We start from the raw sequence: 25,099 nt of genomic DNA on the forward strand, positions 1-25,099 counted from the left end.
CCCCGGCTTTTTCCTTACTTCAGGCCGTCACTGACCGCCTTGGTCAGCGTGCCCTGTGCATCGTCACCACTGAACTCCCAGACGAACGCGCCGCCCAGGCCCTGGGTCTTCACGTAGCCCATCTTGCGGGTGATGTTGGCCGGGGTATCGAAGCTCCACAGCGTGCTGCCGTTGTAGATCCAGGTGGCACCGGCAGTGTTGTCGGTGTAGCCCGGCCACGCCAGGTTCTTCAGCACCTTCCAGTCTTCGATGCCGGCCTCATACGTGCCCGGCGCGGCGCCGGTCGCGGTCTGGTACAGGCCGTTGTTGGCGTTGGCCACGCCGGTCCAGCCACGCCCGTAGTAACCGATGCCGAGGTTGAGCTTGGCGGCAGGCACGCCGCGGCTGATGAAGGCCTCGATGGCGTCGTTGCTGTTGTACAGCTTCTGGTCGCCGGTGGACGGATCATTCGGCGAATCGAACAGTGCCGACTGGTGATTGGTCTTCGCATCCCACGCGCCGTGGAAGTCGTAGGTCATCACGTTGATGTAGTCCAGGTACGGGTGGTACGCGGCCGGATCGGTGACGCGGATCTTGTCGATGCCGGCACCCACCGCCACCGTCAGCAACAGGCCCGGACGCACCGCATCGAGCTGGCGGCGGAACTCGGCCATCAGCGCGGTGAAGTTGGCGTTGTCTTCCGGCTTGCCGCATTCGATGCCGCACGCCACCGGGTATTCCCAGTCGATGTCGATGCCGTCGAACACGCCCAGCGCGGCACCGGCGCCACCGGCACCGTCGGTCACCGGCAGGTTGCCCTTGATGTAGGCGTCGATGCAGGAGGCGACGAAGGCCTGGCGGTTTTCCGGGCGCGCCGCGCTGGAGAAGCCGCGCGACCAGGTCCAGCCACCCAGCGAGATCAGCACCTTCATGCCCGGGTACTTGGCCTTGAGCTGCTTGAGCTGGTTCCAGTTGCCGCGCAGCGGCTGGTCCCAGGTGTCGGCGCTGCCGCTGACGCTCTCGGCGGCACTGAACGCCTTGGTGTAATCGGCGAAGGCATCGCCACCGGCACCGCTGTTCGGATCCGACGGCTGGGTGATGCCCACTTCGCAGCGGTTGTTGCGCACGTTGCCGAAGGCGTAGTTGATGTGAGTCAGGCGCGCGGCGGAGCCACTGCTGTCGATGTTCTTCACCCGGTAGTTGCGGCCGTAGATGCCCCACTGGGTGAAGTAGCCGATGACCCGCTTGCCGGTGGTGCCGCCGTCACCGGCCAGCGTGGTGGCGCTGATCTCGGTGCCCTGTGCCGACGCGTTGCCGGCGTTGTCGCGGGCGCGCACACGGTAGCGGTAGGTGGTGGATGCAGTAAGCCCGCCATCGACATAGCTGGCGCTGGACGGCGAACCGACCAGGCTGCCGTTGCGGTACACGTCATAGCCGGCGACGCCGCTGCCACCGGTATTGTCGGTGGACGGGCTCCAGCTGAGCGCGATGCTGTTGGCGGTGCGCGTGCCCACTGCCAGTCCACCGGGCACGCTCGGCGCGGTGGTATCGCCACCGGCGGCGTTGACGGTGATGGTGATGGTCGGCGTGCTGCTGGTGGCGTTGTTGTTGTCGGTGGCCACCGCCCGCAGGGTGTGGCTGCCGGCGCTGGCGTTGGCCCAGCTGGCCGCATACGGCGCACTGGTGGCGATGCCCAGCGAGGCGCCGTCGCGGAAGAACTCGACCTTGGCGACGCTGCCGTCCGGGTCGCTGGCGTTGGCGGTGACGTTGACCGTGCTGCCGGCGCTGAAGGTGGCGCCGTTGGCCGGCGAGGTCAGGGTGACCACCGGCGGCTGGTTGCTGCCGCTGCCATCGCAGGCACCGAGGTTGGTGTAGTAGGGCGCACCGGCCGGATGGTCCGGCGGCGCGTTCCAGATGTCCTGGTTCGCCCGATAGAGGACGCCTCCTTTCTGCAGGGTATCGCCGGCCCGGTAGATCTTGGCCTGGTCCCACTGGGCCACGCCGGCACAGCTGGCGGCCTGCGCCAGGCCGGGCAGGGCGGCGGTACCGGCGGCAAGGGCAAGCAGCCAGGCCAGGCGGCGGGGACGACAGCTTCGGGTCGCACGTTCGGCACTGCGCACAATCGGGTCGTACATGGGTAAGTCTCCGATCAAAGGGCGCGCGGGCCCCGATGGCGCCGCGCGTGACGCAGGTCCGGGCATCGCCCGGGAAGGCGACGGAGGGGGCGGACGGGGTACCTGGGAGGCCGGGGAGAGAGTCCGGCACCAGGTGGGGACAACGTTGTCATCAATTGTGTGGTCAATCCGTGAGCAAGCGCATGGTTCCGGGATTCAGGCGGAAAGCGGCGCTGCGCGCAGTCGGCGGCCATCGGCGGAGCCCCTCGTGGCGGGTCGCAGCGCGATTTCATGGGTTTGGCCGGGTGGGTGGGCATCGCAGGGGACGCCGTAAACCCGTCCTTGGGGGCTTGGCCGCGGCATCCATGCCGCGGACACCCCCGCGATGCCCACCCACCCGGCCACGGACAGGTTCCTGCGCGGCCAGCCACGGAAGACAGAACAAAAAATCAAAAGCAAAAGCCGGTCGCTTCGCTCTTCATGCTTGATTTCTGACTTCCTCTGGTTGCCGGCCGGCGGCCGGCACTACCGGGAACATCCACGCATGGCGTGGATCTACCGCAGATCGCGGAGATCTGTCGAAGGCGGGGTGGGTCCGGTGGCGGGGGTGTCCGCGGCATGGATGCCGCGGCCAAGCCCCCAAGGACGGGTTTACGGCGTCCCCCGCCACCGGACCCACCCCGCCATCCCACGGGAAGCCAGCTTTTGCTCCGGCCGTTGCCGTTGCCCTGGCCTCGGCGGGTGCCGGGCGCCGCCCGGCCAAAGCCCTTCCCCCGCTTCCGGTACAATGTCGGGCCCGTTTCCCAACTACGGTTCCCCGGACATGATGGTCCTCGAGGGCGCGCCCGCCCTGTCGCCGTTCCGCCGCGAACGTCTTGAATCCCGCCTGCAGTCCATCGCTCCCTCCCTGCGCATCAGCGGTGCCTGGCACGTCTACTTCGTGCAGCCCGAAGGCAGCGCCGCTCCCGACCTCGCCACCCTGTGCCGCATCCTCGAGGCTGCGCCGCAGGCAGAAGCCGTGGCCGACGGCGCGGTCAGCCGCATCGTGGTGCCGCGCCTGGGTACGCTGTCGCCGTGGTCGAGCAAGGCCACCGAACTGGTGCGCGGTGCCGGCCAGCCGGTGAGCCGGGTCGAGCGAGGCCTGCGCATCGACGTGCAGGGCTGGCCGGCCGATGCCGACGTGCAGCAGGCGCTGGTCAAGGCGTTGCACGACCCGATGACGCAGTCGGTGCTGGAGACCGTGCAGCAGGGCCAGGCACTGTTCTCGGCGCCGGCCCGTGGCGAACTGGAACGCGTGCCGGTGGACCAGCTGGAGGCCGCCAACGAGCGCCTCGGCCTGGCCATGGCCCAGGACGAGATCGATTACCTGCGCGAACGCTTCACCGCGCTGGGCCGCGCGCCGTCGGACGTCGAACTGATGATGTTCGCGCAGGCCAATTCCGAGCACTGCCGGCACAAGATCTTCAACGCCAGCTGGACCATCGACGGCCAGGAGCAGGACCGCTCGCTGTTCCGGATGATCAAGAACACCCACCAGCAGACCCCGCAGCACACGCTCAGCGCGTACAGCGACAACGCTGCGGTGATCGAAGGCCATCCGGCCTCGCGCTACCGCCCGGATCCGGCCAGCGGCGAGTACCGTCGTGAACCGCAGGTGCCCAGCGCGTTCCAGATCAAGGTGGAGACCCACAACCACCCGACCGCCATCGCACCGTTCCCGGGCGCCTCGACCGGCGCCGGTGGTGAAATCCGCGATGAAGGCGCGACCGGCCGCGGCGGCAAGCCGAAGGCGGGCCTGACCGGGTTCTCGGTCTCGCACCTGCGCATTCCCGAGCTGCCGCAGCCGTGGGAAGCGCCGCGCGCGCTGAACCCGCGCATGGCGCCGGCGCTGGAAATCATGACCGATGGCCCGCTCGGCGGCGCCGCGTTCAACAACGAGTTCGGCCGCCCGAACCTGCTCGGCTACTTCCGCAGCTTCGAGCTGCCTGAAGGCGCCGACCTGGTTCGCGCCTACGACAAGCCGATCATGCTGGCCGGTGGCCTCGGCGCCATCGACCGCATCCAGGTCGACAAGATCCAGCTGCAGGCCGGTGATGCGGTCATCGTGCTCGGTGGCCCGGCAATGCTGATCGGCCTGGGCGGCGGTGCCGCCAGCTCGGTGGCCTCCGGCGAAAGCGCCGAGGACCTGGACTTCGCCAGCGTGCAGCGCGACAACCCGGAAATGGAACGCCGCTGCCAGGAGGTCATCGACCGCTGCGTAGCGATGGGCGCCAACAACCCGATCAAGTTCTTCCACGACGTCGGCGCCGGTGGCCTGTCCAATGCCATCCCCGAACTGCTGCACGACTCCAAGGTCGGTGGAGTGATCGATCTGGGCAAGGTGCCCACCGATGATCCGTCGCTGTCGCCGATGCAGCTGTGGTGCAACGAATCGCAGGAACGCTACGTGCTGGGCGTGGCCCAGGAGCGCCTGGCCGAGTTCGCCGCGCTGTGCGCCCGCGAGCGCTGCCCGTTCGCTGCGGTCGGCGTGGCCACCGCCGAGGAACACCTGGTGGTGGCTTACGGTGCCGTGCCGGGCCACACCCCGGCCGATGCGCCGATCGACCTGCCGATGGACGTGCTGTTCGGCAAGCCGCCGAAGATGCACCGCGATACCGCGCATCCGCCGGCACCGCGCTGGCCGGCGCTGAAGACTGCGGGTCTGGATCTGCAGGAAGCGGGCCTGCGCGTGCTTGCGCACCCGACGGTGGCCTCGAAGAACTTCCTGGTCACCATCGGTGACCGCAGCGTCGGCGGCCTGACCGCACGCGAACAGATGGTTGGCCCGTGGCAGCTGCCGGTGGCCGATGTGGCCATCACCGTGGCCGACTTCGATGGCGTGGCCGGTGAAGCGATGTCGATTGGCGAGCGCACCCCGCTGGCCCTGCTCGATGCGGCAGCTTCGGCACGCATGGCGGTGGGCGAAGCGCTGACCAACCTGTGCGCGGCCCCGGTCGATGCGCTGGATGAGATCAAGCTGTCGGCGAACTGGATGGCCGCGGCCGGCCACCCGGGCGAGGACGCGCTGCTGTACGACGCGGTGAAGGCCGTGGGCATGGAACTGTGCCCGCAGCTGGACATCAGCATTCCGGTGGGCAAGGACTCGCTGTCGATGCAGGCGCAGTGGCACGACCAGGGCGAAGCGCACAAGAGCGTGTCGCCGGTGTCGCTGGTGATCTCCGCCTTCGCGCCGGTCGCCGACGTGCGCCAGCAGCTGACCCCGCTGCTCGACCGCGACGTCGAAAGCGAGCTGTGGCTGATCGGCCTCGGCGCCGGCAAGCAGCGCCTGGGCGGTTCGATCCTGGCCCAGGTGCATGCCGACCACGGTGACCTGCCGGCCTTCGCCGGTGCCGCCCCGGATCTGGACGACCCGCAGCGCCTGCGCGGTTTCTTCGAACTGATCCGCGATGCGCGCCAGGCCGGCCTGCTGCTGGCCTACCACGACCGCAGCGACGGCGGTGCCTTCGCCGCGCTGTGCGAAATGGCCTTCACCTCGCGGCTGGGCCTGGACATCACCCTCGACGCCTGGGGCGACGATCCGTTCCGCAGCCTGTTCAACGAAGAACTGGGCGCGGTGGTGCAGATCGCGCGCGAAGACCGCGCGGCATTTGCCGATCTGGTCGAGCGCCATGCACTGACCGAGTGCGCGCAGCGCATCGCCAAGCCGACCACCGCACCGGTGGTGCGTGTGTCGCTGGCTGGCGAGAATCTGGCCGAATGGCGCTGGGAAGCGCTGTTCGACGCCTGGTGGTCGGTCACCCACGCCATGCAGAAGCGCCGCGACAACCCGGCCAACGCCGATGCCGAGCGTGAGATCGCCCGTGCCTTCAACGCACCGGGCCTGAAGCCCAAGCTCAGCTTCGACATCAATGAAGACGTGGCTGCCCCGTTCATCAGCACCGGTGCGCGTCCGCGCGTGGCGGTGCTGCGCGAGCAGGGCGTCAACGGCCAGATCGAAATGGCGAACATCTTCGAACGTGCCGGCTTCCGCCCCTTCGATGTGCACATGAGCGACCTGATCGAAGGCCGCGTGGCGCTGCAGGAGTTCACCGGTCTGGTCGCCTGCGGCGGCTTCAGCTACGGCGACGTGCTTGGCGCTGGCCGTGGCTGGGCGACTTCGATCCTGGAGCGCAGCGCGCTGCGCGATGCCTTTGCCGCGTTCTTCGCGCGCGAGGACAGCTTCGCCCTGGGCGTGTGCAACGGCTGCCAGATGATGAGCCAGCTGAAGGACATCATTCCCGGTGCCGAACACTGGCCGCAGTTCCGCCGCAACGCCAGCGAGCAGTTCGAAGCCCGTACCGCGCTGCTGGAAGTGGTGGAGTCTCCATCGATCCTGCTGCGTGGCATGGCCGGTTCGCGCCTGCAGGTGGCAGTGGCGCATGGCGAAGGCCAGGCGGTGTTCGACAACGCGGTCGACCAGGCCGCGGCCCGTGTTTCGCTGCGCTACATCGATGGCCACGGCAACGTGGCCAGCCAGTACCCGCTGAATCCGAACGGTTCGCCGGACGGCATCACCGGCCTGACCAGCAGCGACGGCCGCGTGACCATCATGATGCCGCACCCGGAACGCACCCCGCGTGCGCTCAACATGAGCTGGGCCCCGGCCGAGTGGCAGGGTGATTCGCCGTGGATGCGCATGTTCCGCAACGCGCGGGTGTGGTGCGGCTGATCGCACCACATCGCGCAGGCATCAATGCCGCCGCGTATGGAAAAACCCGCCGTTGATCGGCGGGTTTTTTCTTTGCGCGCGTGAAAATCCTGATGCGCCCGCTAGTTACATGGATTTTCAGGCGACAAAGTATCGTCACGCATCGCTAACAAAATCCTTTTATAAACAGGCGAAAAAGTGAACTACTTCACGGCAACAGGATTTGTCGTGTCAAAGTCTTGACGATCTGCAAAGTTGCCGTTAACACTTGAACCCCGTTTCAGAATCATTCATTTCGCAGTAACCGGTTGGCGCACGCGCTCGGTTTTCTGTCGCTGCGCGCCGTTCGGCAATACCCCGCAGTAAATCACGCGAATAAACGCCCCCAGGGGACGTTGGGCCGGAAAGCCCAGCGGTGGCGTTGCTTTGCCCAAAACCAGTCCAATCAGGAGCCGTACCGATGAATCGGATTTATCGCAAGGTCTGGAACAAAGCATTGGGTCAGTTGGTGGTGGCCTCGGAACTGGCTTCCTCCGACAGCAGCAGTGGTGGGGTCGTCGACCAGCGCCGCGATGCGACACAGGCCACGCCCGCACTGCTGGCGGTGGCACTGGGCCTGGTATTGGGATTGGGCATGAGTGGCTCTGCCACCGCACAGTCGGTGCAGATCGGCGGTAGCGCCACCTGCGTGGCATTCAGCGGCAAGCTGCTCGAAAAGTGCCTGATCGAAGGCTCGGCCACGGCCAAGGGCAGCAATGCGGTGGCGATCGGCAGCAACAGCAGTGCCAGTGCGGCCAACAGCGTGGCGCTGGGCGCGGGCTCCAGGGCCACGCGCGCCAACACCGTCTCCGTCGGTGATGCCGGCAAGGAACGGCAGGTCACCAACGTCGCCGCAGGCACGCAGGCGACCGACGCAGTGAACAAGGCGCAGCTGGATGCGCAGGCGCGCGCCACGCAGGCCGCGCTGGCCAACGTTGCCGCAGACGGGAACCGCTATTTCAAGGCCGACGGCGCAGGTGATGACAGCGACGCGGCGAAGATCCAGGGCGAGGGTGCACTGGCCGCCGGCGCCGGTGCGCAGTCGCTGGCCAACGCCACCACTGCCATCGGTACCCAGGCCATAGCTGCGGGCATCGGCGCCAGCGCGTTCGGCCAGGGTGCGTTGGCGATCGGTGATGCCAGCGTAGTGGTCGGGCAGAGCGCAGCAGCCTTCGGTCTTGGCGATACCGCCGTCGGCGCCAGTGCGTATGCCGCCAGCGAGAACGGTGCAGCAACGGCACTGGGTGCACTGTCCGAAGCCACCGCCGATGGTGCGACCGCCGTCGGTGGCGGTGCCGTGGCGATGGGCCCGGGCAGCACTGCGCTCGGTCGCGGCGCCACCGCCGCCAACGAAGCCTCGATCGCCGTCGGTGCGTTCAGCACGGCCGTCGGTGAATACAGCACGGCCCTGGGCTCCAATTCCGCCGCAGTCGCTACCGGCAGCGTGGCGCTGGGCGCCGGTTCGCTGGCCGACCGTGTCGATACCGTGTCCGTCGGTGCCGCCGAATACGGGCTGACCCGCCAGATCACCAGCGTTGCCGCCGGCACCGAAGATACCGATGCGGTCAACGTCGGCCAGTTGAAGGGCGTTGCAGCGGTGGCCGATGCCACCGCCAAGCGCTTCCAGGCCACCGGCAGCAGCAACAGCGATGCCGGTGCCCTGGCTGAAGGTGACGACGCGCTGGCCGCCGGCGAGGCCGCCAATGCCATCGGCAATGGCACCACGGCGGTCGGTGCCGGTGCCACCGCCGTTGCGCAGAACGCGACCGCGGTGGGCAACAACGCGCTGGCCTCTGGCCAGAACAGCGCAGCATTCGGCAACAACGCGCAGGCCAACGGACCGGGCAGCGTGGCCGTCGGAGGCGCTGCGGTGGATGCCAACGGCAACCCGCTGATCACCAGTGGTGGCGTGCCGGTGGTCACCGGCGCCACCAGTGCCGGCGTGGGTGGTACGGCCGTCGGCGCAAGTGCCGATGCCAGCGGCTTTGCTGCATCGTCCTATGGCGTGGGGGCCTATGCGTCCGGCGCGCAGGCGTCGGCGTTCGGTGCGGTTTCCAATGCCATCGGTGACTACTCCACGGCACTGGGTACGCAGAGCAATGCCACGGGCACCAGCAGCGTTGCCATCGGCGGCCCTGCCGACCTGATTCCCGGCCTGGGCTTCTTCGTGCAGACACAGGCCAGCGGTGAATCGGCGACTGCGGTCGGCGCAGGCGCCATCGCCAGCGGCGACCGTGCCGTGGCCAACGGCAGCCTCAGCGAAGCCTCCGGTGCCGAAGCCACCGCAGTGGGCTACTTCGCTTATGCGCCGGGCGAGAACGCCAGTGCGCTCGGCGCGCAGACCTGGGCGAGTGGTGCGCAGAGCACTGCGGTGGGCTACTACGCCACTGCACGCGGCGCCAACAGCGTCGCGCTGGGCGCGAACTCCGAAGCGGTGCGTGCCAACAGCGTGGCCGTCGGCAGTGCCGGCAACGAGCGGCAGATCACCAGCGTCGCAGCCGGCAGTGAAGCCACCGATGCGGTGAACAAGGCGCAGCTGGATGCGGTGGCCAGCACCGCCGACAGCACCGCGCGCTTCTTCCAGGCACAGCCGGAAGCTGGCAGTGATGCCGGTGCGTTGGCGGAAGGCGAGGGGGCCATCGCGGCCGGTTCGTCGAGCAATGCGATCGGTGCTGGCGCGGTTGCGCATGGCGCGGCCGCGTCGGCAATCGGCGATGACAGCGTGGCGGTGGGCCGAAACAGCACGGCCACCGGCAATGGCGGTGTCGCCATTGGTGGCCTGGGCCAGGCCTACGACGAGTTCAACCAGCCGATCATCGGTGCCGATGGCAAGGCGCAGCAGGTGGGTACCACGGCCGTGGCCGATGCCACGGCGGTCGGCAGCGCTGCGCAGGCCACCGGTGCTGCCAGCAGCGCCTTCGGCAATGCGGCCAAGGCCAGCGGTGACAACAGCTTCGCCGCCGGCGGCAAGTCGCGCGCCACCGGCGCGTATGCGGTGGCGGTGGGTGACAGTGCGTTCGCCAGCAGCGATGACAGCACCGCGGTGGGCGGCTACAGCTGGGCCACCGCCAGCGGCGCCAGCGCCTTTGGTTCCGGTGCGTGGGCGACCGCCACCAACGCCTCGGCGTTCGGCAATGCAGCATGGGCCAGCGGCGCTGGCGCCACGTCGATCGGCTACAACAGCTGGGCCAACGGCACCAGCGCCACCGCAGTCGGCCGTGGTGCCTTCGGCTATGGCGACAACAGCGTGGCGCTGGGCTTCCAGGCGCTGGGCAACAGCATCAACAGCATCGCCATCGGCACCAACACGGTGGCCGGCGGCGAAAGTGCAATCGCGCTGGGCGCGGGCAGCAATGCCAGTGCCAGCAATGCCGTCGCACTCGGCGCGGGCTCGGTCGCCAACCGCGCACGCACGGTGTCGGTGGGCAGCAGCGGCAACGAGCGCCAGGTCACCAACGTCGCCGCCGGTACCCAGGCCACCGATGCGGTGAACAAGGCACAGCTGGACGCGGTGGCAAGCACCGCCACAACCACCAGCCGCTTCTTCCAGGCCAGCGGCAACGGCGACGATGTGGCGGGTGCGCTGGTGGAGGGCGACAACGCGCTGGCCGCAGGTGATGCGGCCAACGCCATCGGCAATGGCGCCACCGCGCTCGGCAGCGGTGCCAATGCGCTGGCCGGCAATGCGCAGGCGATCGGCTTCAACGCGCTGGCGACCGCCGCCAATGCCAGTGCCGTAGGCGCCAATGCACAGGCCACCGGCGAATACGCCACTGCGCAGGGTGCGGAAAGCGAAGCCAGCGGTGAGCAGAGTGCGGCGTTCGGCGCGGCCAGCATCGCCAGCGGCGCGGGCAGCACCGCCAGCGGTGCCTTGTCCGAAGCCTCCGGCGAAGAAGCCGTAGCCGTGGGCTACTTCAGCAACGCCAGTGGTAGTGGTGCCACCGCGGTCGGCAGCGAGAGCGTGGCCAGCGGCACGGCTGCGGCAGCGTTCGGTATCGGTGCCGAAGCCACCGGTGGTTACAGCACCGCCATCGGCGGCTATGCACAGGCTTCGGCCTTCAATGCCACCGCTTTTGGCAACTTCGCCAACGCCTCGGGTTCCAACAGCGTGGCGCTGGGCGGCGATTCGCAGGCGTCCGGCGCCTACAGCACCGCCACCGGCCAGGGCAGCCTGGCCACCGGCACCAACAGCGTCGCCATTGGTGGTTCGCTGTTCGGCACGCTGGCCACCGAAGCCTCGGGCAACTACTCCACGGCGGTGGGCGGTGGCGCCTGGTCGGGAGGCATCAACAGCACCGCACTGGGCAATGCGGCGGAATCGCGCGCGGCCAACAGCGTGGCGCTCGGTGCGGATTCGATTGCGGACCGCGACAACACCGTGTCGGTGGGCGGCGGCGGCAACACCCGCCAGATCACCAACGTGGCCGATGGCACGCAGGGCAACGATGCGGTCAACAAGAACCAGCTCGATGCCGTAGCCGCCGCCGCGGAAAAGACCAGCAGGCAGTTCCAGGCCAGCGGCAATGCCGATGGTGAAACCGGAGCGCTGGTGGAGGGCGACAATGCGCTGGCCGCCGGTGATGCGGCCAACGCCATCGGCAACGGCGCTACCGCGTTGGGCAGTGGTGCCAATGCGCTGGCCGCCAACGCCACCGCAGTCGGCATCGATGCGCTGGCGACCGGCAACAACGCGGCGGCACTGGGCAGCACGGCACAGGCCACCGGCGAGGACAGCCTGGCCCTGGGCAGCGGCGCCAGCGCCAGCGAAGTGGGGACAAGCGCAGTGGGCGCGCGTGCACAGGCAAGCGGTGTCTACAGCACCGCCAACGGTACTGAATCCAACGCCAGTGGCGCACAGTCCCTTGCCAGCGGCTTCCGCAGCGCGGCCTCCGCCGATGGCACCACAGCGGTGGGTGGCTATGCCGAAGCGACCGGTCGCCTCGGCACCGCACTCGGCTACGGCTCGGCTGCCAGCGGCGCCAACACCACGGCGGTGGGCTTCGGGGCAGCGGCGGCGGGCACCGGCGCGGTTGCGGTGGGTCAGTCGAGTGAAGCCAGCGGTGCGGAAAGCGTGGCGATCGGCGGCAGCACCTTCTTCGGCCTGGTTCCGTCGCGCGCCAGTGGCACCGGTGCGGCCGCATTCGGTGCCGGTGCGTGGGCCACCGAGGATTACGCTACGGCCATTGGCTGGAATGCCTGGTCGGCAGGTACCAACGCCACGGCGCTGGGTGCCAACGCCACCGCCAATGGCAGCAACAGCGTTGCGCTCGGTGCCGGTTCCAAGGCTGACCGCGACAACACGGTGGCCGTTGGCAAGGCCGGCAGCGAACGCCAGGTCACCAACGTTGCCGCCGGTACCGAAGCCACCGATGCGGTGAACAAGGGCCAGCTCGATGCCGTTGCCAGTGTCGCCGACAAGACCAGCCGCCAGTTCCAGGCCAGCGGCAATGCCGATGGCGAGGCCGGTGCACTGGTCGATGGTGAAAATGCGCTTGCGGCCGGCAATGCGGCCAATGCGATCGGCAACGGTGCGACCGCGCTGGGCAGCGGCGCCAACGCCATGGCCGCCAATGCCACGGCGGTCGGCTTCGATGCACTCGCCACCGGCAGCAACGCCGCCGCACTGGGCAACGCCGCGCAGGCGGCCGGTGTCGACAGCGTGGCGGTAGGCAGCGGTGCCAGCGCCAGCGAAACCGGCGCCAGCGCCACCGGTGCCGGTGCCCAGGCCAAGGGCCCCTACAGCACCGCCAGCGGTGCGCAGGCCACGGCCACCGGCACGCAGGCGCAGGCCAGTGGTTTCCGCGCCAATGCTTCGGCTGACGGCGCTTCGGCCATCGGCAGCTACGCCGATGCCAGCGGTCGCCTCGGCACTGCGGTCGGCTACGGCAGCAAGGCCACCGCCGCCAACGCCACGGCGGTGGGCGTCAGTGCCACCGCCAGCGCCGCAGGCAGCGTGGCGTTGGGTTCGGGCTCGGTGGCTGATCGTGCCAACACCGTCTCGGTGGGCAGCACCACCAGCGATCGCCAGATCACCCGGGTTGCGGCCGGCACCGAGCGCACCGACGCGGTCAACCGCGGCCAGCTTGACGCGGTTGCTGCAACCGCCGATGGCACGGCGCGCTACGTCAAGGCCAGCGGTACCGGCACCGCCAGTGCCAGCGGCAGTGACGCGGCAGCGCTCGGTTCGGGAGCCAGCGCCAGTGGCGCGCGCGGCAACGCATTCGGTGCCAACGCGGCGGCCATCGGCAATGGCGCGCTGGCGCTGGGCAGCAGTGCCGGTGCGACCGGCGCGAACTCGGTGGCACTGGGTGCGGGCTCGCGCGCACTCGATGCCAACGTGGTGTCGGTCGGCGGTGGCAACGGCACCGATGGCCCGGCCACGCGCCGCATCGTCAACGTGGCTGATGGCCGCGTCGCTGCCGGCAGCAGTGACGCGGTGACCGGCTCCCAGCTCAATGTCACCAACCAGCGCGTGGGCGCAGTGGAAACCCGCGTCGGTGATTTCGATTCGCGCATCGCCACGGTGGAGACCACGGCGGCCAGTGCAGTCGGCTACGACGACGCCAGCCGTGACCGCCTGACCCTGTCCGGCTTCCAGGGCACCACCATCGACAACGTCGGTGCCGGCAGCATCGCCGCCGGCAGCCGCCAGGCGATCAATGGCGGCCAGCTGTTCCAGTCGCTCAGCGATGCCGCCAGCTTCCTGGGGGGCGGCGCCAGCGTCGGCATGCAGGGCGTGTTCGTGGCGCCGAACTACGTGATCCAGGGCGCCACCTACAGCAACGTCGGTGATGCGCTGGGTGCGTTGGACCGCAAGGTCAGCGAGATCGACCGCCGCACCGCCGGTGGTACGCGTTCGGGAACGGCCAGCCTGCGTTCGATGAGTGCCTCGCTGGATGAAAGCGCACTGGCCAGCGTTGCCGAAGCACCGGCGGCGGCCGATGCTGCACCGGCCAGCACCGCACGCGTGCAGGGCACGCCGACCGCTGCGGCGGCGGGTGCGGGCATCCCGGTGGGCACCCCGGCATCGGGTCTCAACGCGGTCGCCATGGGCGACGGCGCAGTGGCCAGCGGCGCTTCCTCCACCGCCATCGGCCAGGGTGCAAGTGCCACCGCTGCCAACGCTGTGGCGCTCGGCCAGGGCTCGGTTGCCGATCGTGCCAATACGGTGTCGGTGGGCAGCGAAGGCAACGAGCGCCAGGTCACCAACGTGGCAGCCGGTACCACCGCCACCGATGCGGTCAACAAGGGCCAGCTCGATCGTGGCATGGCCACCGCCAACAGCTACACCGACAGCCGCGTGCAGGCCGTCGCCGACAGCTTCGATGTGTTCAAGGGCGAGGTCGACGGGCGCCTGCGGCACATGGATCGCCGCATCGACCGCCAGGGCGCGATGAGCGCGGCGATGCTCAACATGGCCACCAGTGCTGCCGGTATCCGCACCCAGAACCGGGTCGGCGTCGGCATCGGCTTCCAGGGCGGCGAATCGGCACTGTCGCTGGGTTACCAGCGTGCGATCAGCGATCGCGCCACGGTGACGGTCGGCGGTGCCTTCAGCAGCGACGACAGCTCGGTCGGCGTCGGCGCCGGCTTCGGCTGGTAAGCCACTCCATCGCGCCGGCGGCCACCCACGCCGGCGCAGCACCTGCAACGAGGGCCTGGGGGGAGGTCACGGCAATCCCGGCTGGGCCGGCCGGGAGTCGTCAAGGAATGATGGCCGCAGTGTTGGTTCGATCCATGACCCAGAAGAGGAATTCGACGTGATCAAGAAGCAGAACCTTCGCATCAATGTGTTGGCAGCCGCCGTGCTGTCGCTGACCGGTGTTGGCCTGGCACAGGCCGCCGACCTGAAAGCAAATGCGCCGTTGTCCGGCCCGAAGACGCAGCAGGTTGATGGCATCATCGTGAAGTACCGCGCTGGCAGCGCCGCAGCTGCCGATGCAAACGCCAAGCTGGCCGTGGTCAACTCGGCCATCGCGCGTGCCGTGCCGGCAGGCACCAACGCGGCTGCGCGCAGTGCCGCGCTGCGCCCGCAGGTGGCCCGCAGGCTCGGCATCGGTGCCGATCTGATCCGCCTGCAGGGAGGGATCGCGCGCGCCGAGCTGGACAAGGTGCTGGGCGAACTGAAGGCTGACCCGACCGTCGAATATGCGGTGGCCGACGCCGTCATGTATCCGATCGATGCCGCGTCGTCGCCGCGCGCGGACGCCGTCGCGAAGTCCGATGCGTCGCCCAACTTCGTGCCCAACGATCCGTACTACCAGAGCCACAACTGGCACTTCCACAACCCGGTCGGCGGCGTCAACGCACCGGCCGCATGGGACGTCTCGCAGGGCGAGGGCATCGTGGTGGCCGTGCTCGATACCGGCATCCTGCCCGAGCACCCGGATTTTGCCGCCGGCACCCTGCTGGAGGGCTACGACTTCATCAGCCAGGCCAGCCGCTCGCGCCGTGCCGCCGACGGCCGCGTGCCGGGTGCGCTCGACTACGGTGACTGGATGCCCACCGCCAATGCCTGCTACGACGGTTCGCCGGTACGTGACAGCAGCTGGCACGGTACCCATGTGACCGGCACCATCGCCGAGGCCACCAACAACGGCCTGCATACCGCCGGCCTGGCCTACAAGGCCAAGGTGCTGCCGGTGCGCGTGCTCGGCTACTGCGGTGGCACCCTGTCGGACATCACCGACGCCATCACCTGGGCTTCGGGCGGTACCGTGGCCGGCATTCCTGCCAACCAGAATCCGGCCGAGATCATCAACATGAGCCTGGGCGGCTCCGGCAGCTGTGATCCGGCCTACCAGGCGGCCATCACCGGTGCCACCAACCGAGGTACCCTGGTGGTGGTGGCAGCCGGCAACGACTCGATGAATGTCGCCAATGCCCGCCCGGCCAACTGCGATGGCGTGGTCTCGGTCGGCGCGACCGGCATCACCGGTGCCATGGCCTACTACTCCAACTTCGGTACCCGCATCGATCTGTCCGGTCCGGGCGGTGGCGTCACCGACGGCAATCCGAACGGCTATGTCTGGCAGGCGGTGTCCAGCAGCAAGACGTCGCCGCCGGCAGCCGGTTCCACCGAGGGCTACACCCTGGGCGGCAAGGCCGGCACCTCGATGGCGGCACCGCATGTGGCTGCCGTCGCCGCGCTGGTGCAGAGCGCGCTGATCGCCGCCAACCGCGACCCGCTCGCACCGGCAGGCATGCGGACCCTGCTGAAGGAAACGGCACGTCCGTTCCCGGTCAGCATTCCGTCCGCCACCCCGATCGGCACCGGCATCGTCGACGCCAAGGCCGCGCTGGACAAGGCGCTGGAAGAGCCGTGCACCGAGAACTGCGGTCCGGTGGCCAAGCCGCTGACCAACAAGGTGGCCATCGGCGGGTTGAGTGGTGCCGCCGGCAGCAGCGTGCTCTACAGCTTCGAGGCCGCGGCAGGCAAGCAGCTCAGCGTCATCACCTATGGTGGCACCGGCAATGTGTCGGTCTACCTGGCCAAGGGCCGCGAGCCGAGTGCCACCGACAACGATGCGCGCTCGACCCGCCCGGGCACCTCGGAAACGGTGCGCGTGACTGCAGCGACCGCCGGCACCTACTACATCAAGGTGGTGGGCGAGGCGGCATACAGCGGCGTGAGCATTCTCGCCACGCAGTAAGCGCGCAGTTCGGTAGTTGAATGGCCGAAGCCCGTCACCCGCATGTGACGGGCTTCGTCTTTTTACGAAAGCGGGCGGCGGGGCGACGGAAATCACGGCGTAACTGCTAAAGTCGAGCCGATTGACAGGAGAGTCACGTGAACGCGCTTGCTGCAACCGCCGCCGACGACGCCGAAGGTCGCATCCTGGATGCGTTGCTGGCGCGTGGCCGCCTCAAGGAGGGCGATCTTGCAAGGGCTCGGCCGCTGCACGCGGAGGCGGGCGGCAGCCTGCTCGGCCTGCTGGTGCGGCTGGGGCTGGTATCCGAACGTGACCAGGCGCAGGCCAGCGCCGAGGTGCTGGGTCTGCCGCTGCTGGATGGCAAGCAGTTGCCGGATTCACCGCCCCAGGGCCTGGCCGAGGGCCTGCCGCTGTCCCTGCGTTTCCTCAAGCAGTTCCATGTATGCCCGCTGGCACTGGATGAACAGGGTGTACGGCTGTGGCTGGCCGATGCCCACGATCCCTATCCGCAGCAGGCTGTGCAGCTGGCGCTGGGCGTACCGGTGACGCCGGTGCTGGGCATGCGTGCGGAGATCGATGATCTGGTCGAGCGCTGGTTCGGCCAGGGCCGCAGCGCGATGGGCGCGATCGTTGAAACCGCAGACGGCGAGGGCGGCGCGGTCGACGATATCGAGCACCTGCGCGACCTCGCCTCGGAAGCGCCGGTGATCCGCCTGGTCAACCTGGTGATCCAGCGTGCGGTGGAGCTGCGCGCTTCGGACATCCATGTCGAGCCGTTCGAGAGCCGGCTGAAGGTGCGTTACCGCGTCGATGGCGTGCTGGTGGAGGGCGAAAGCCCGCCGGCCAACCTCACCGCAGCGGTGATCAGCCGCATCAAGATCATGGCCCGCCTCAACATCGCCGAGCGCCGCCTGCCGCAGGATGGCCGCATCATGCTGCGCGTGCAGGGCAAGGAGCTGGACCTGCGCGTGAGCACGGTGCCGACCGCGCACGGCGAGAGCGTGGTGATGCGCCTGCTCGACCGCGAAACGGTGGTGTTCGATTTCCATCGGCTCGGCTTTACCGATGCGTTCCTTCCGCAGTTCCGCAAGGTGCTGGAACAACCGCATGGCATCCTGCTGGTCACCGGCCCGACCGGTTCGGGCAAGACCACCACGCTGTACACCGCGCTTAGCCAGCTCAACACCGCCGACGTCAAGATCATCACGGTGGAAGATCCGGTCGAGTACCAGATCGAGGGCATCAACCAGATCCAGGCCAAGCCGCAGATCGGCCTGGATTTCGCCAACGCACTGCGCAGCATCGTCCGCCAGGACCCGGACATCATCATGATCGGCGAAATGCGCGACCTGGAAACCGCGCGCATCGCGATCCAGTCGGCGCTGACCGGCCACCTGGTGCTGTCCACCCTGCACACCAACAATGCGGCCGGCGGCATCACCCGCCTGCTCGACATGGGCGTGGAGGACTATCTGCTCACCTCCACCATCAACGGCATCCTGGCGCAGCGCCTGGTGCGCCGGTTGGAGCCGACCCACGCCGAGCGCTATGAAGCCTCGCCGGAGGAGATCGAGCGCTTCGAGCTGCGCCGTCTGCAACCGGAAGGGCCGATCCATCTATACCGCCCGAAGCCTTCGGCACTGGCGCCGACCGGCTACCTGGGCCGCACCACCATCATGGAATTCCTGGTGATGAACGATGCGCTGCGCCGCGCGGTGATGCGCCGCGATGGCATGGGCGAGATCGAACGCATCGCCCGTGAAGCCGGCATGCGCACGATGTACGAGGATGGTCTGTCCAAGGCGCTGAGCGGGCAGACCACCATCGAGGAAGTGCTGCGCGTGACCGAGGAAAGCTGATGCGCGCAGGACGCCGGGGCTGACATGCCGAACTACCGCTACAAGGCGCTCAATCCGCACGGCGAGATCTTCGACGGGCAGATGGAAGCAGCCAGCGAGGCCGAACTGGTCGCGCGCCTGCAGGATCAGGGCCACCTGCCGATGGAGACCCAGCTGGCCGATGGCGGCGTGGTCGGCGGCAGCAGCTGGCGCACGCTGCTGCGCCAGCGCCCGTTGCAGGGCGCGGCGCTGCTGCAGTTCACCCAGCAGCTGGCGACCCTGCTTGGCGCCGGCCAGCCGCTGGACCGTGCACTGTCGATCCTGCTGGGCCTGCCGGAAGACGAACGCTCGCGGCGTGCGATCACCGACATCCGCGACGTGGTGCGCGGCGGTGCGCCGCTGTCGACCGCGCTGGAACGCCAGCACGGCCTGTTCTCGCGCCTGTACGTGAACATGGTGCGTGCCGGCGAGGCGGGTGGCAGCCTGCACGAGACCCTGCAGCGGCTGGCCGACTACCTCGAACGCAGCCGCGCGCTGCAGGGCAAGGTGATCAACGCACTGGTCTATCCGGCCATCCTGCTGGTGGTGGTGGGCGGCGCGCTGCTGTTCCTGCTCGGCTACGTGGTGCCGCAGTTCGCGCAGATGTACGAAAGCCTGGACGTGGCGCTGCCGTGGTTCACCAACGCGGTGCTGCAGCTGGGCCTGTTCGTGCGCGACTGGTGGGTACTGCTGCTGGTAGTGCCGGGGTTGCTGGCGCTGTTCTTCGAGCGCAAGGTACGGCAGCCGGCGTTCCGGCTGGCGCTGGATGGATGGCTGCTGCAGCGTCGCGGCATCGGCCGTCTGCTGGGCGAACTGGAAACCGCACGGCTTGCGCGCACGCTGGGCACCCTGCTGCGCAACGGCGTGCCGCTGCTCGGTGCGCTGGGCATCGCACGCAACGTGCTGGGCAACCGCGCCTTGGCTGCCGACGTGGAAGCGGCAGCCGACGAAGTGAAGAACGGTGCCGGCCTGTCGCTGGCGCTGTCGCGCGGCAAGCGCTTCCCGCGCCTGGCGCTGCAGATGATCCAGGTCGGCGAAGAATCCGGTGCACTCGATACCATGCTGCTGAAAGCTGCCGACACGTTTGAACAGGACAGCGCCCGTCGCATCGACCGTCTGCTGGCGGCGATGGTGCCGGCGATCACCCTGGTGCTGGCCTCGGTGGTCGGTGCGGTGATCGTGGCCGTGCTGGTGCCGTTGTACGACCTGACCAATGCCATCGGCTGATGATGGCTCCCTACGCAACCTCGACACTCCGCAACTGAAAGGACCGACCATGATTGCTTCCCGTCGACCGATCCGCCTTTCCTTCACCGCCGCGCGCAACCAGTCGGGCATGAGCCTGCTGGAGATCATCATCGTCATCGTGCTGATCGGCGCGGTGCTGACCCTGGTCGCCAGCCGCGTGCTGGGCGGCGCCGATCGTGGCAAGGCGAACATCGCCAAGGCCCAGGTGCAGACCGTTGCCTCCAAGGTCGACAACTACCAGATCGATACCGGCAAGCTGCCGGGCTCGCTCAACGATCTGGTGACCGCACCGGCCGGTGTCGGCGGCTGGCTGGGCCCGTACGCCAAGCCGGCCGACCTGAATGACCCGTGGGGCCACGCGCTGGAGTACCGCGCGCCGGGCGAAGGCCAGCCGTATGAACTGATCAGCCTGGGCAAGGATGGCAAGGCCGGTGGCAGCAGCGTCGACGCTGACATCCGCTACCAGCCGTAACCGGGCATGACGCATTTCCTGCCGCGCCGGCTGCCTCGCCCGCGCCTGCACGGCAGGCGCGCAGCGGGCCTGTCGCTGCTGGAAATGCTGCTGGTGATCGCGCTGATCGCCGCGATCGGCCTGATCACCGCCGCGGGTCTGTCGCGCGGCTTTGCCGGCATGCAGCTGCGCAGCGCCGGCAAGGACATCGCCAACCAGCTGCGCATGGTGCGCGCGCAGGCCATCGCCCGCGGCGAGCCGCAGCGCTTCGTGATCGAGCCGGCGCGACGCCACTGGCAAGGTGCGAACCAGCGCCAGGGTGACGTCCCGGCGCAGCTGCAGGTGCAGTTCGAAGGCGCCGCGCAGCTGGCCACCGCGCCCGGGCAGGGCGTGATCGAGTTCCATCCCGATGGCGGCTCCAGTGGTGGTCGCATCCGGCTGCAGCGTGAGGGCGCCGAATGGCGCATCGATGTCGGCTGGCTGACCGGCGAGGTCCGCTCCGGCCCGTGGCAGGCGCCATGAAGCGGCGGGCGCGTGGTTTCACCCTGCTGGAAGTGATCATCGCCTTCGCCCTGCTGGGCCTTGCGCTGACACTGCTGCTGGGCAGCCTGTCAGGTGGCGCGAGACAGGTCCGCGAGGCCGAGTTGCGCACGCGTGCGGTGCTGCATGCGCAGTCGTTGCTGGCCGAAGCCGGTGTCGCCTCGCCATTGCAGGTCGGCAGCCAGCAGGGCGACTGGGAACAGGGCCGATACCATTGGGAGCTGCAGGTGCAACCATGGGTCGAGCCGCGTGCCGGCAACGCGGCACAGGTACAGGCGCAATCGCCGGGGGCTCCCTGGCTGGCCGAGCTGCAGCTTCAGGTGCGCTGGGGCGACAGCGAACGCGAACAACTGCGCTGGCGCAGCCTGCGCCTGCTGCCACCGGACCTGGAGAGCGCGCGATGAAGCGACGCGCCGCAGGCTTCACCCTGGTGGAAGTGATGCTGGCCACGGTGCTGTTGGCCGGTGGCCTGGCGTTGGCGTTCGCCAGCGTGCGCTCGGCGATGGCGGTGAGCCAGCGTGGCGAGCAGATTGCCGCCGAGAGCGAACGCATGCGTGCGGTTGAAACCCTGCTGCGGCGACAACTGGCGGGTGCGCTGCGCACGCCGCTGGAAGTGCCCGATCCCACCCGCGAACCGATCTTCTTCCAGGGCGAAGAGCAACGCATGCTGTTCGCGGCTGATCTGCCGGGCTACCTGGGCCGTGGCGGTGCCTACCTGCACGCATTGCAGGTGGATGGCCGCAGCGGCCAGCAACGCCTTCTGCTCGACCTGGTACTGCTGCAGGAAGGCGAGCGCATTGCCGAGAATCCGCCGCGCCCGCCGGAGGTGCTGGTGGAGAACCTGAAATCGGTGCAGCTGCGCTATCGCGGAATCGATGCCAGCACCGGCCAGGTGACTGAGTGGATGCCGCGCTGGGATGACACCCGGCGCCTGCCGATGCTGGTGGAGATCCAGATCGTGCCGGCCAAGGGCGCCCCCTGGCCGGCACTGGTGGTCGCTCCGCGCGCCGGTGGCAGTGGAGGTGCGCGATGAGCCGGGCGCGAGGGGCGGCGCTGGTACTGGTGCTGTGGCTGATCGCGCTGATGACGGCGCTGGTGGGGGCGTTCACGTTGAGCGCGCGGGTCGAGCATCTGCAGCAGCGGGTGCTGGACGATGATGCACATGGCCAGGAGCGTGCACGGGCGGGACTGGAGTACGCGCTGACGCGCCTGTCCGCCGATCCGCAGCGAGCGCCCTGGCGCGCCGATGGCCGTGTCTATCGCTGGCAGTTCGATGACGCCAGCATCGAGATCAAGGTGCTGGACGAGAACGGCAAGATCAACCTGAACCTGGCCGACGTGGCCCTGCTGAGCGCCTTCCTCAAGGCGCTGGGTGAAGACGAAACGCAGGCCCGCCAGCTGGCCGGCGCGATCGTCGACTGGCGTGACGAGGACAGCCTGCTGCAGCCCGGCGGTGGTGCCGAAGCGCCCGACTATGCCGCAGCAGGCCTGCCCTATGGCCCCCGCAACAAGCGTTTCGAGACGCTGGGCGAGCTGCAGCGGGTACTCGGCATGCGCGGGCCGCTGTACCAGGCCATGCTGCCGCACTTGACCCTGTACAGCCGGCAGGCGCGGCCGGATCCGCAGTTCGCCAGCGCGCCGGTGCTGACCGCACTGGGCATGGATGCGGACACCGTGCTGGCGCAGCGCGCCCAGCAGGAGCGTGATGCAGATGCCGCTGGCGGTACGACAACGCTTGCCAGCAGCAGCGGCACCTATAGTATCGAGTCTCGTGCAACGGACGGCAGTGGACGCCGGTCGGTAGTGCAGGCAGTGGTACGCAATGGCTCGGGCGGGGTTCCCGGGCGGTCCTACACAGTGCTTCGCTGGGAGCAGGGAATGACAGCAAGATGACGGCTTGGCAGGACAGTGTGCGGCAGGTGCAGGGCCGGATCGGCCCCGGTGCCGGCCGTTTCCTGCGCTGGTGGCGGCAATCGCTGCTGGCGTGGGTGCCGGCCCGTTGGCAGTGGGCGCTGGGCTGGGCGCAGGCCCGCTTGCTGCTGCAGCGCGAAGGCGACCACCTTCAGGTCTGGCGTGAGGCGGGGGAGCGCCGCGAACCGGTGGTGCGGCTGCCGTGGCCGCTGTCACCGGCCGAACTGGATCGCGTGCTGGAAGCCCGCCTGCGCAGCTTGCCGCGGGTGTGGCTGCTGCCGGCCGGCGATGTGCTGCGCCGGCAGCTGCGCCTGCCAGCGGCGGCGGCTGACCGCCTGCGTGCGGTGGTCGGCTTCGAGATCGACCGGCAGACGCCGTTCGAATCCAGCCAGGTCAGCTATGACGTGCGTGAACGTGGCGCGGCGGGCGAGGGCCAGCTGCAGGTCGAACTGGTGGCCTGGCCGTTGCGGCAGCTCGAGGCCTGGCGCAGCAACGTGGGCCAATGGGCCGATGCACTGTCCGGTGTCGATGCCATCGATGCGCAGGGCAACATCCTGCAGGTGAACCTGCTGCCGCCCGCGCAGCGTCAGCTGCAGGCCGACCCGATGCGGCGCTGGAACCTTCTGCTGGCGGTGGCCGCAGTGGTGATGCTGGTGCTGGCTGGCCTGCAACTGCTCGACAACCGCCGCGCGGCAGCTGATGAACTGCGTGCCGAAGTCGAGCGCAGTGCGCGCAGTGCGCGTGGCGTGGCCAGCGAACGTGCCCAGCTGCAGGCGCTGATCGACGGTGCTGCATTCCTGGAAAAGCAGCGCAGCCAGCGCGCCGGTACGGTGGAGATCTGGAACGAACTGACCCGGCGCCTGCCGGAGGGGACGTACCTGGAAAAACTGGCCATCGAGAACAACAACCTGCAGCTGATCGGGCTCAGCCGCGAGGCATCGCAGCTGGTGCAGCTGCTGCAGGATGCGCCGCAGTGGCGCAAAGTGAACCTGACCGGCGTGCTGCAGGCCGATGGTGCCGCCAGCGGCCGCGACCGCTTCACCATGACCGCTGAACTGCAGCCGTTGCCGACGGCAGCCCCGACCCGGGAGGCGGCCGATGCCGATGCCAAGCGCACGCCGTGACCGCTGGCTGGCGCTGGCACTGCTGCTGGCGGTGCTGGGCCTGGCCTATCTGCTGCTGGTGCACCCGTGGTTCACCCAGCCGCTGCGCGAGATCGATGCCGATGTCGCCGCGCTGCGCGAGCGCGAGTCGCGCGTGCAGGCACAGCTGCGGCAGAAGCCGCAGATCGAGCAGCGCCTGCGAGCCACCCGCGAAGCCCTGCAGCAACGGCCGGGCTTCCTGCGTGAGGCCACTGCCGAGGCCGCCGCCGCCGCACTGGGTGCGAAGCTGCAGGACGCGGTGGCGATGGCCAGCCCGGGCAACCGCAGCTGCACCATCAGCAACCGCACGCCGCTCACCGACAACCGGCGCGACGCCGAGTTCGTGCGCGTTGCCATGCAGGTACGCCTGCGCTGTGGCGTGGCCGAACTGGCCACGGTGCTGCACAGCCTGGAAACCGGCAGCCCGCGTTTGTTCGTCGACAACCTCAACCTGATCGCACAGCGCTTCCAGCAGTCGCCGAATGAATCCGGGCTCGGCCTGGACGTGTCGTTCGAACTGGCCGGTTACCTGCTGCCCGGTGCCGCTGCCGATGGCAGTGCCCCGGCCCCTGCCGCCGAACCGGTGTCCGCGCCGCAGCCGCCTTCAGCGGCGCCCGCCCCCGCACCGGCTGTGCCGGTCGAGGGACAGGAGGTGGCTGATGAAACTTGAGCAGATCAGCCTGCGCACCGGTTTCCTGCTGGCCCTGACCGGTTGGGCCGCGGCGGTCTGGTTGGCCGCCGGTTTCGGTCTTGGCAGCCAGCTACCAGGTGCCGACGGCGATGCCGATGCGGCGCCTTCGCTGCCGGTGCTGCCGCCGTTGGCCGCAGAACGCATGCCCAGCGCCGACAGCTACAGCGCGATTGGTGAGCGACCACTTTTCGCCGAGGACCGCACGCCGAAGCCCTACCTGCTCGGTGGCAGCGAGCCTGCCGCCAGCGCCGCGCTGCGCTTGACCGGCGTGCTGCTGACCGGCGACTTCGGCATGGCCACCTTCACCACCGAACAGAATCGTTCGCTGCGGCTGCGCCTCAATGGCGAAGCGGTGGACGGCTGGCAACTGGTGGGGCTGGCACCGCGCCAGGCCACGGTGATCGGCCCAAGTGGCAGCCAGGTGCTGGAACTGGCCGTGTTCAACGGCCAGGGCGGCGAGCCACCCACTGTACTGCGCGGTGCCAATGGCGCGCCGCCAGCGGGTGCGGTCGTTGTGCCGCCGCCGGCGGGCGCACCGCCGATGCCACCCCCACCTCCGGCAGCTGCAGCCGCAACCGCGCAGCCGCAGCCCGCCAGCAGCGTGCCATCAGCCGCCGCCGCGGCACCGCCTGCCAACAACAACGGCCCCAGCGAAGCGCAGATGCAGGCCATCCGCGAACGCATCCAGGCCCGTCGCCGCCAGCTGCAGCAACAACAGCAGCAACAACCGTCGCCGCCCCCGGGCGATGGCACCAACCGATAGAGTG

Annotated in this window: 14 protein-coding genes; 13 read left to right on the forward strand and 1 reads right to left on the reverse strand. The window is 69.0% G+C overall.

Features of this window, described 5'->3' with window-relative positions; translation table 11 throughout:
• Positions 1–14 precede the first annotated feature (14 nt).
• On the reverse strand, positions 15–2,114 hold the full coding sequence (locus AC5P88_RS01160) for a glycosyl hydrolase family 18 protein (protein ID WP_495224059.1): 2,100 nt from the start codon (positions 2,112–2,114) through the stop codon (positions 15–17).
• An 802-nt stretch (positions 2,115–2,916) separates the two neighbouring features.
• Here AC5P88_RS01160 and purL point away from each other — a divergent pair.
• The 13 genes from purL (at position 2,917) to AC5P88_RS01225 (ending at position 25,095) form a co-directional block, all read left to right on the forward strand.
• Positions 2,917–6,801 carry a phosphoribosylformylglycinamidine synthase gene (gene purL / locus AC5P88_RS01165; RefSeq protein ID WP_495224060.1) on the forward strand — a complete coding sequence of 1,295 codons (3,885 nt, stop codon included), beginning with the start codon at positions 2,917–2,919 and terminating at the stop codon, positions 6,799–6,801.
• Between the two features lie 439 nt (positions 6,802–7,240).
• Complete coding sequence (locus AC5P88_RS01170; protein WP_495224061.1) at positions 7,241–14,422, forward strand: ESPR-type extended signal peptide-containing protein; 7,182 nt, start codon at positions 7,241–7,243, stop codon at positions 14,420–14,422.
• Positions 14,423–14,579: 157 nt separating this feature from the next.
• Positions 14,580–16,472, forward strand: a complete 1,893-nt coding sequence (locus tag AC5P88_RS01175; protein ID WP_106551127.1) for a S8 family serine peptidase — start codon at positions 14,580–14,582, stop codon at positions 16,470–16,472.
• Positions 16,473–16,609: 137 nt separating this feature from the next.
• Entirely contained in the window at positions 16,610–18,331 is a 1,722-nt protein-coding gene (gspE, locus tag AC5P88_RS01180; RefSeq protein ID WP_106551126.1) for a type II secretion system ATPase GspE, read from the forward strand.
• Positions 18,332–18,355: 24 nt separating this feature from the next.
• Positions 18,356–19,576, forward strand: a complete 1,221-nt coding sequence (xpsF, locus tag AC5P88_RS01185) for a type II secretion system protein XpsF (protein ID WP_111111615.1) — start codon at positions 18,356–18,358, stop codon at positions 19,574–19,576.
• Positions 19,577–19,625: 49 nt separating this feature from the next.
• Positions 19,626–20,069, forward strand: coding sequence for a type II secretion system major pseudopilin GspG (gene gspG, locus AC5P88_RS01190; RefSeq protein WP_004142831.1), 444 nt, complete (start codon positions 19,626–19,628; stop codon positions 20,067–20,069).
• 6 nt (positions 20,070–20,075) lie between these two features.
• Positions 20,076–20,570, forward strand: a complete 495-nt coding sequence (gene xpsH / locus AC5P88_RS01195) for a type II secretion system protein XpsH (protein ID WP_099484331.1) — start codon at positions 20,076–20,078, stop codon at positions 20,568–20,570.
• Positions 20,567–20,992: a type II secretion system protein XpsI gene (gene xpsI, locus AC5P88_RS01200; RefSeq protein WP_495224063.1), complete on the forward strand. Its 426-nt coding sequence runs from the start codon at positions 20,567–20,569 to the stop codon at positions 20,990–20,992. Before xpsH ends, xpsI begins: the two co-directional genes overlap by 4 nt.
• Positions 20,989–21,621 (forward strand): type II secretion system protein J, encoded by a 633-nt coding sequence (locus tag AC5P88_RS01205; protein WP_286074928.1) that lies wholly within the window; start codon positions 20,989–20,991, stop codon positions 21,619–21,621. The genes xpsI and AC5P88_RS01205 overlap by 4 nt, the downstream gene beginning before the upstream one ends.
• Positions 21,618–22,481, forward strand: a complete 864-nt coding sequence (locus tag AC5P88_RS01210) for a type II secretion system minor pseudopilin (RefSeq protein WP_106551122.1) — start codon at positions 21,618–21,620, stop codon at positions 22,479–22,481. Before AC5P88_RS01205 ends, AC5P88_RS01210 begins: the two co-directional genes overlap by 4 nt.
• Positions 22,478–23,623 (forward strand): PilN domain-containing protein, encoded by a 1,146-nt coding sequence (locus AC5P88_RS01215; protein WP_106551121.1) that lies wholly within the window; start codon positions 22,478–22,480, stop codon positions 23,621–23,623. The genes AC5P88_RS01210 and AC5P88_RS01215 overlap by 4 nt, the downstream gene beginning before the upstream one ends.
• Entirely contained in the window at positions 23,598–24,311 is a 714-nt protein-coding gene (gene gspM, locus AC5P88_RS01220; RefSeq protein WP_106551120.1) for a type II secretion system protein GspM, read from the forward strand. Before AC5P88_RS01215 ends, gspM begins: the two co-directional genes overlap by 26 nt.
• A complete protein-coding gene (locus AC5P88_RS01225) occupies positions 24,301–25,095 on the forward strand; it encodes a type II secretion system protein, XpsN-like (protein WP_495224065.1) in 795 nt (264 codons plus the stop codon). Before gspM ends, AC5P88_RS01225 begins: the two co-directional genes overlap by 11 nt.
• The last annotated feature ends 4 nt before the right edge of the window (positions 25,096–25,099 follow it).

It is taken from the genome of Stenotrophomonas sp. YJH_SMC_8 (assembly GCF_059371315.1).

Excerpts from the sequence above, each read along its gene's own strand:
- AC5P88_RS01160 (WP_495224059.1), bottom strand. The coding sequence starts at position 2,114 with ATGTACGACCCGATTGTGCGCAGTGCCGAACGTGCGACCCGAAGCTGT.
- purL (WP_495224060.1), top strand. The coding sequence starts at position 2,917 with ATGATGGTCCTCGAGGGCGCGCCCGCCCTGTCGCCGTTCCGCCGCGAA.
- AC5P88_RS01170 (WP_495224061.1), top strand. The coding sequence starts at position 7,241 with ATGAATCGGATTTATCGCAAGGTCTGGAACAAAGCATTGGGTCAGTTG.
- xpsF (WP_111111615.1), top strand. The coding sequence starts at position 18,356 with ATGCCGAACTACCGCTACAAGGCGCTCAATCCGCACGGCGAGATCTTC.
- gspG (WP_004142831.1), top strand. The coding sequence starts at position 19,626 with ATGATTGCTTCCCGTCGACCGATCCGCCTTTCCTTCACCGCCGCGCGC.
- xpsH (WP_099484331.1), top strand. The coding sequence starts at position 20,076 with ATGACGCATTTCCTGCCGCGCCGGCTGCCTCGCCCGCGCCTGCACGGC.
- xpsI (WP_495224063.1), top strand. The coding sequence starts at position 20,567 with ATGAAGCGGCGGGCGCGTGGTTTCACCCTGCTGGAAGTGATCATCGCC.
- AC5P88_RS01205 (WP_286074928.1), top strand. The coding sequence starts at position 20,989 with ATGAAGCGACGCGCCGCAGGCTTCACCCTGGTGGAAGTGATGCTGGCC.
- AC5P88_RS01210 (WP_106551122.1), top strand. The coding sequence starts at position 21,618 with ATGAGCCGGGCGCGAGGGGCGGCGCTGGTACTGGTGCTGTGGCTGATC.
- AC5P88_RS01215 (WP_106551121.1), top strand. The coding sequence starts at position 22,478 with ATGACGGCTTGGCAGGACAGTGTGCGGCAGGTGCAGGGCCGGATCGGC.
- gspM (WP_106551120.1), top strand. The coding sequence starts at position 23,598 with ATGCCGATGCCAAGCGCACGCCGTGACCGCTGGCTGGCGCTGGCACTG.
- AC5P88_RS01225 (WP_495224065.1), top strand. The coding sequence starts at position 24,301 with ATGAAACTTGAGCAGATCAGCCTGCGCACCGGTTTCCTGCTGGCCCTG.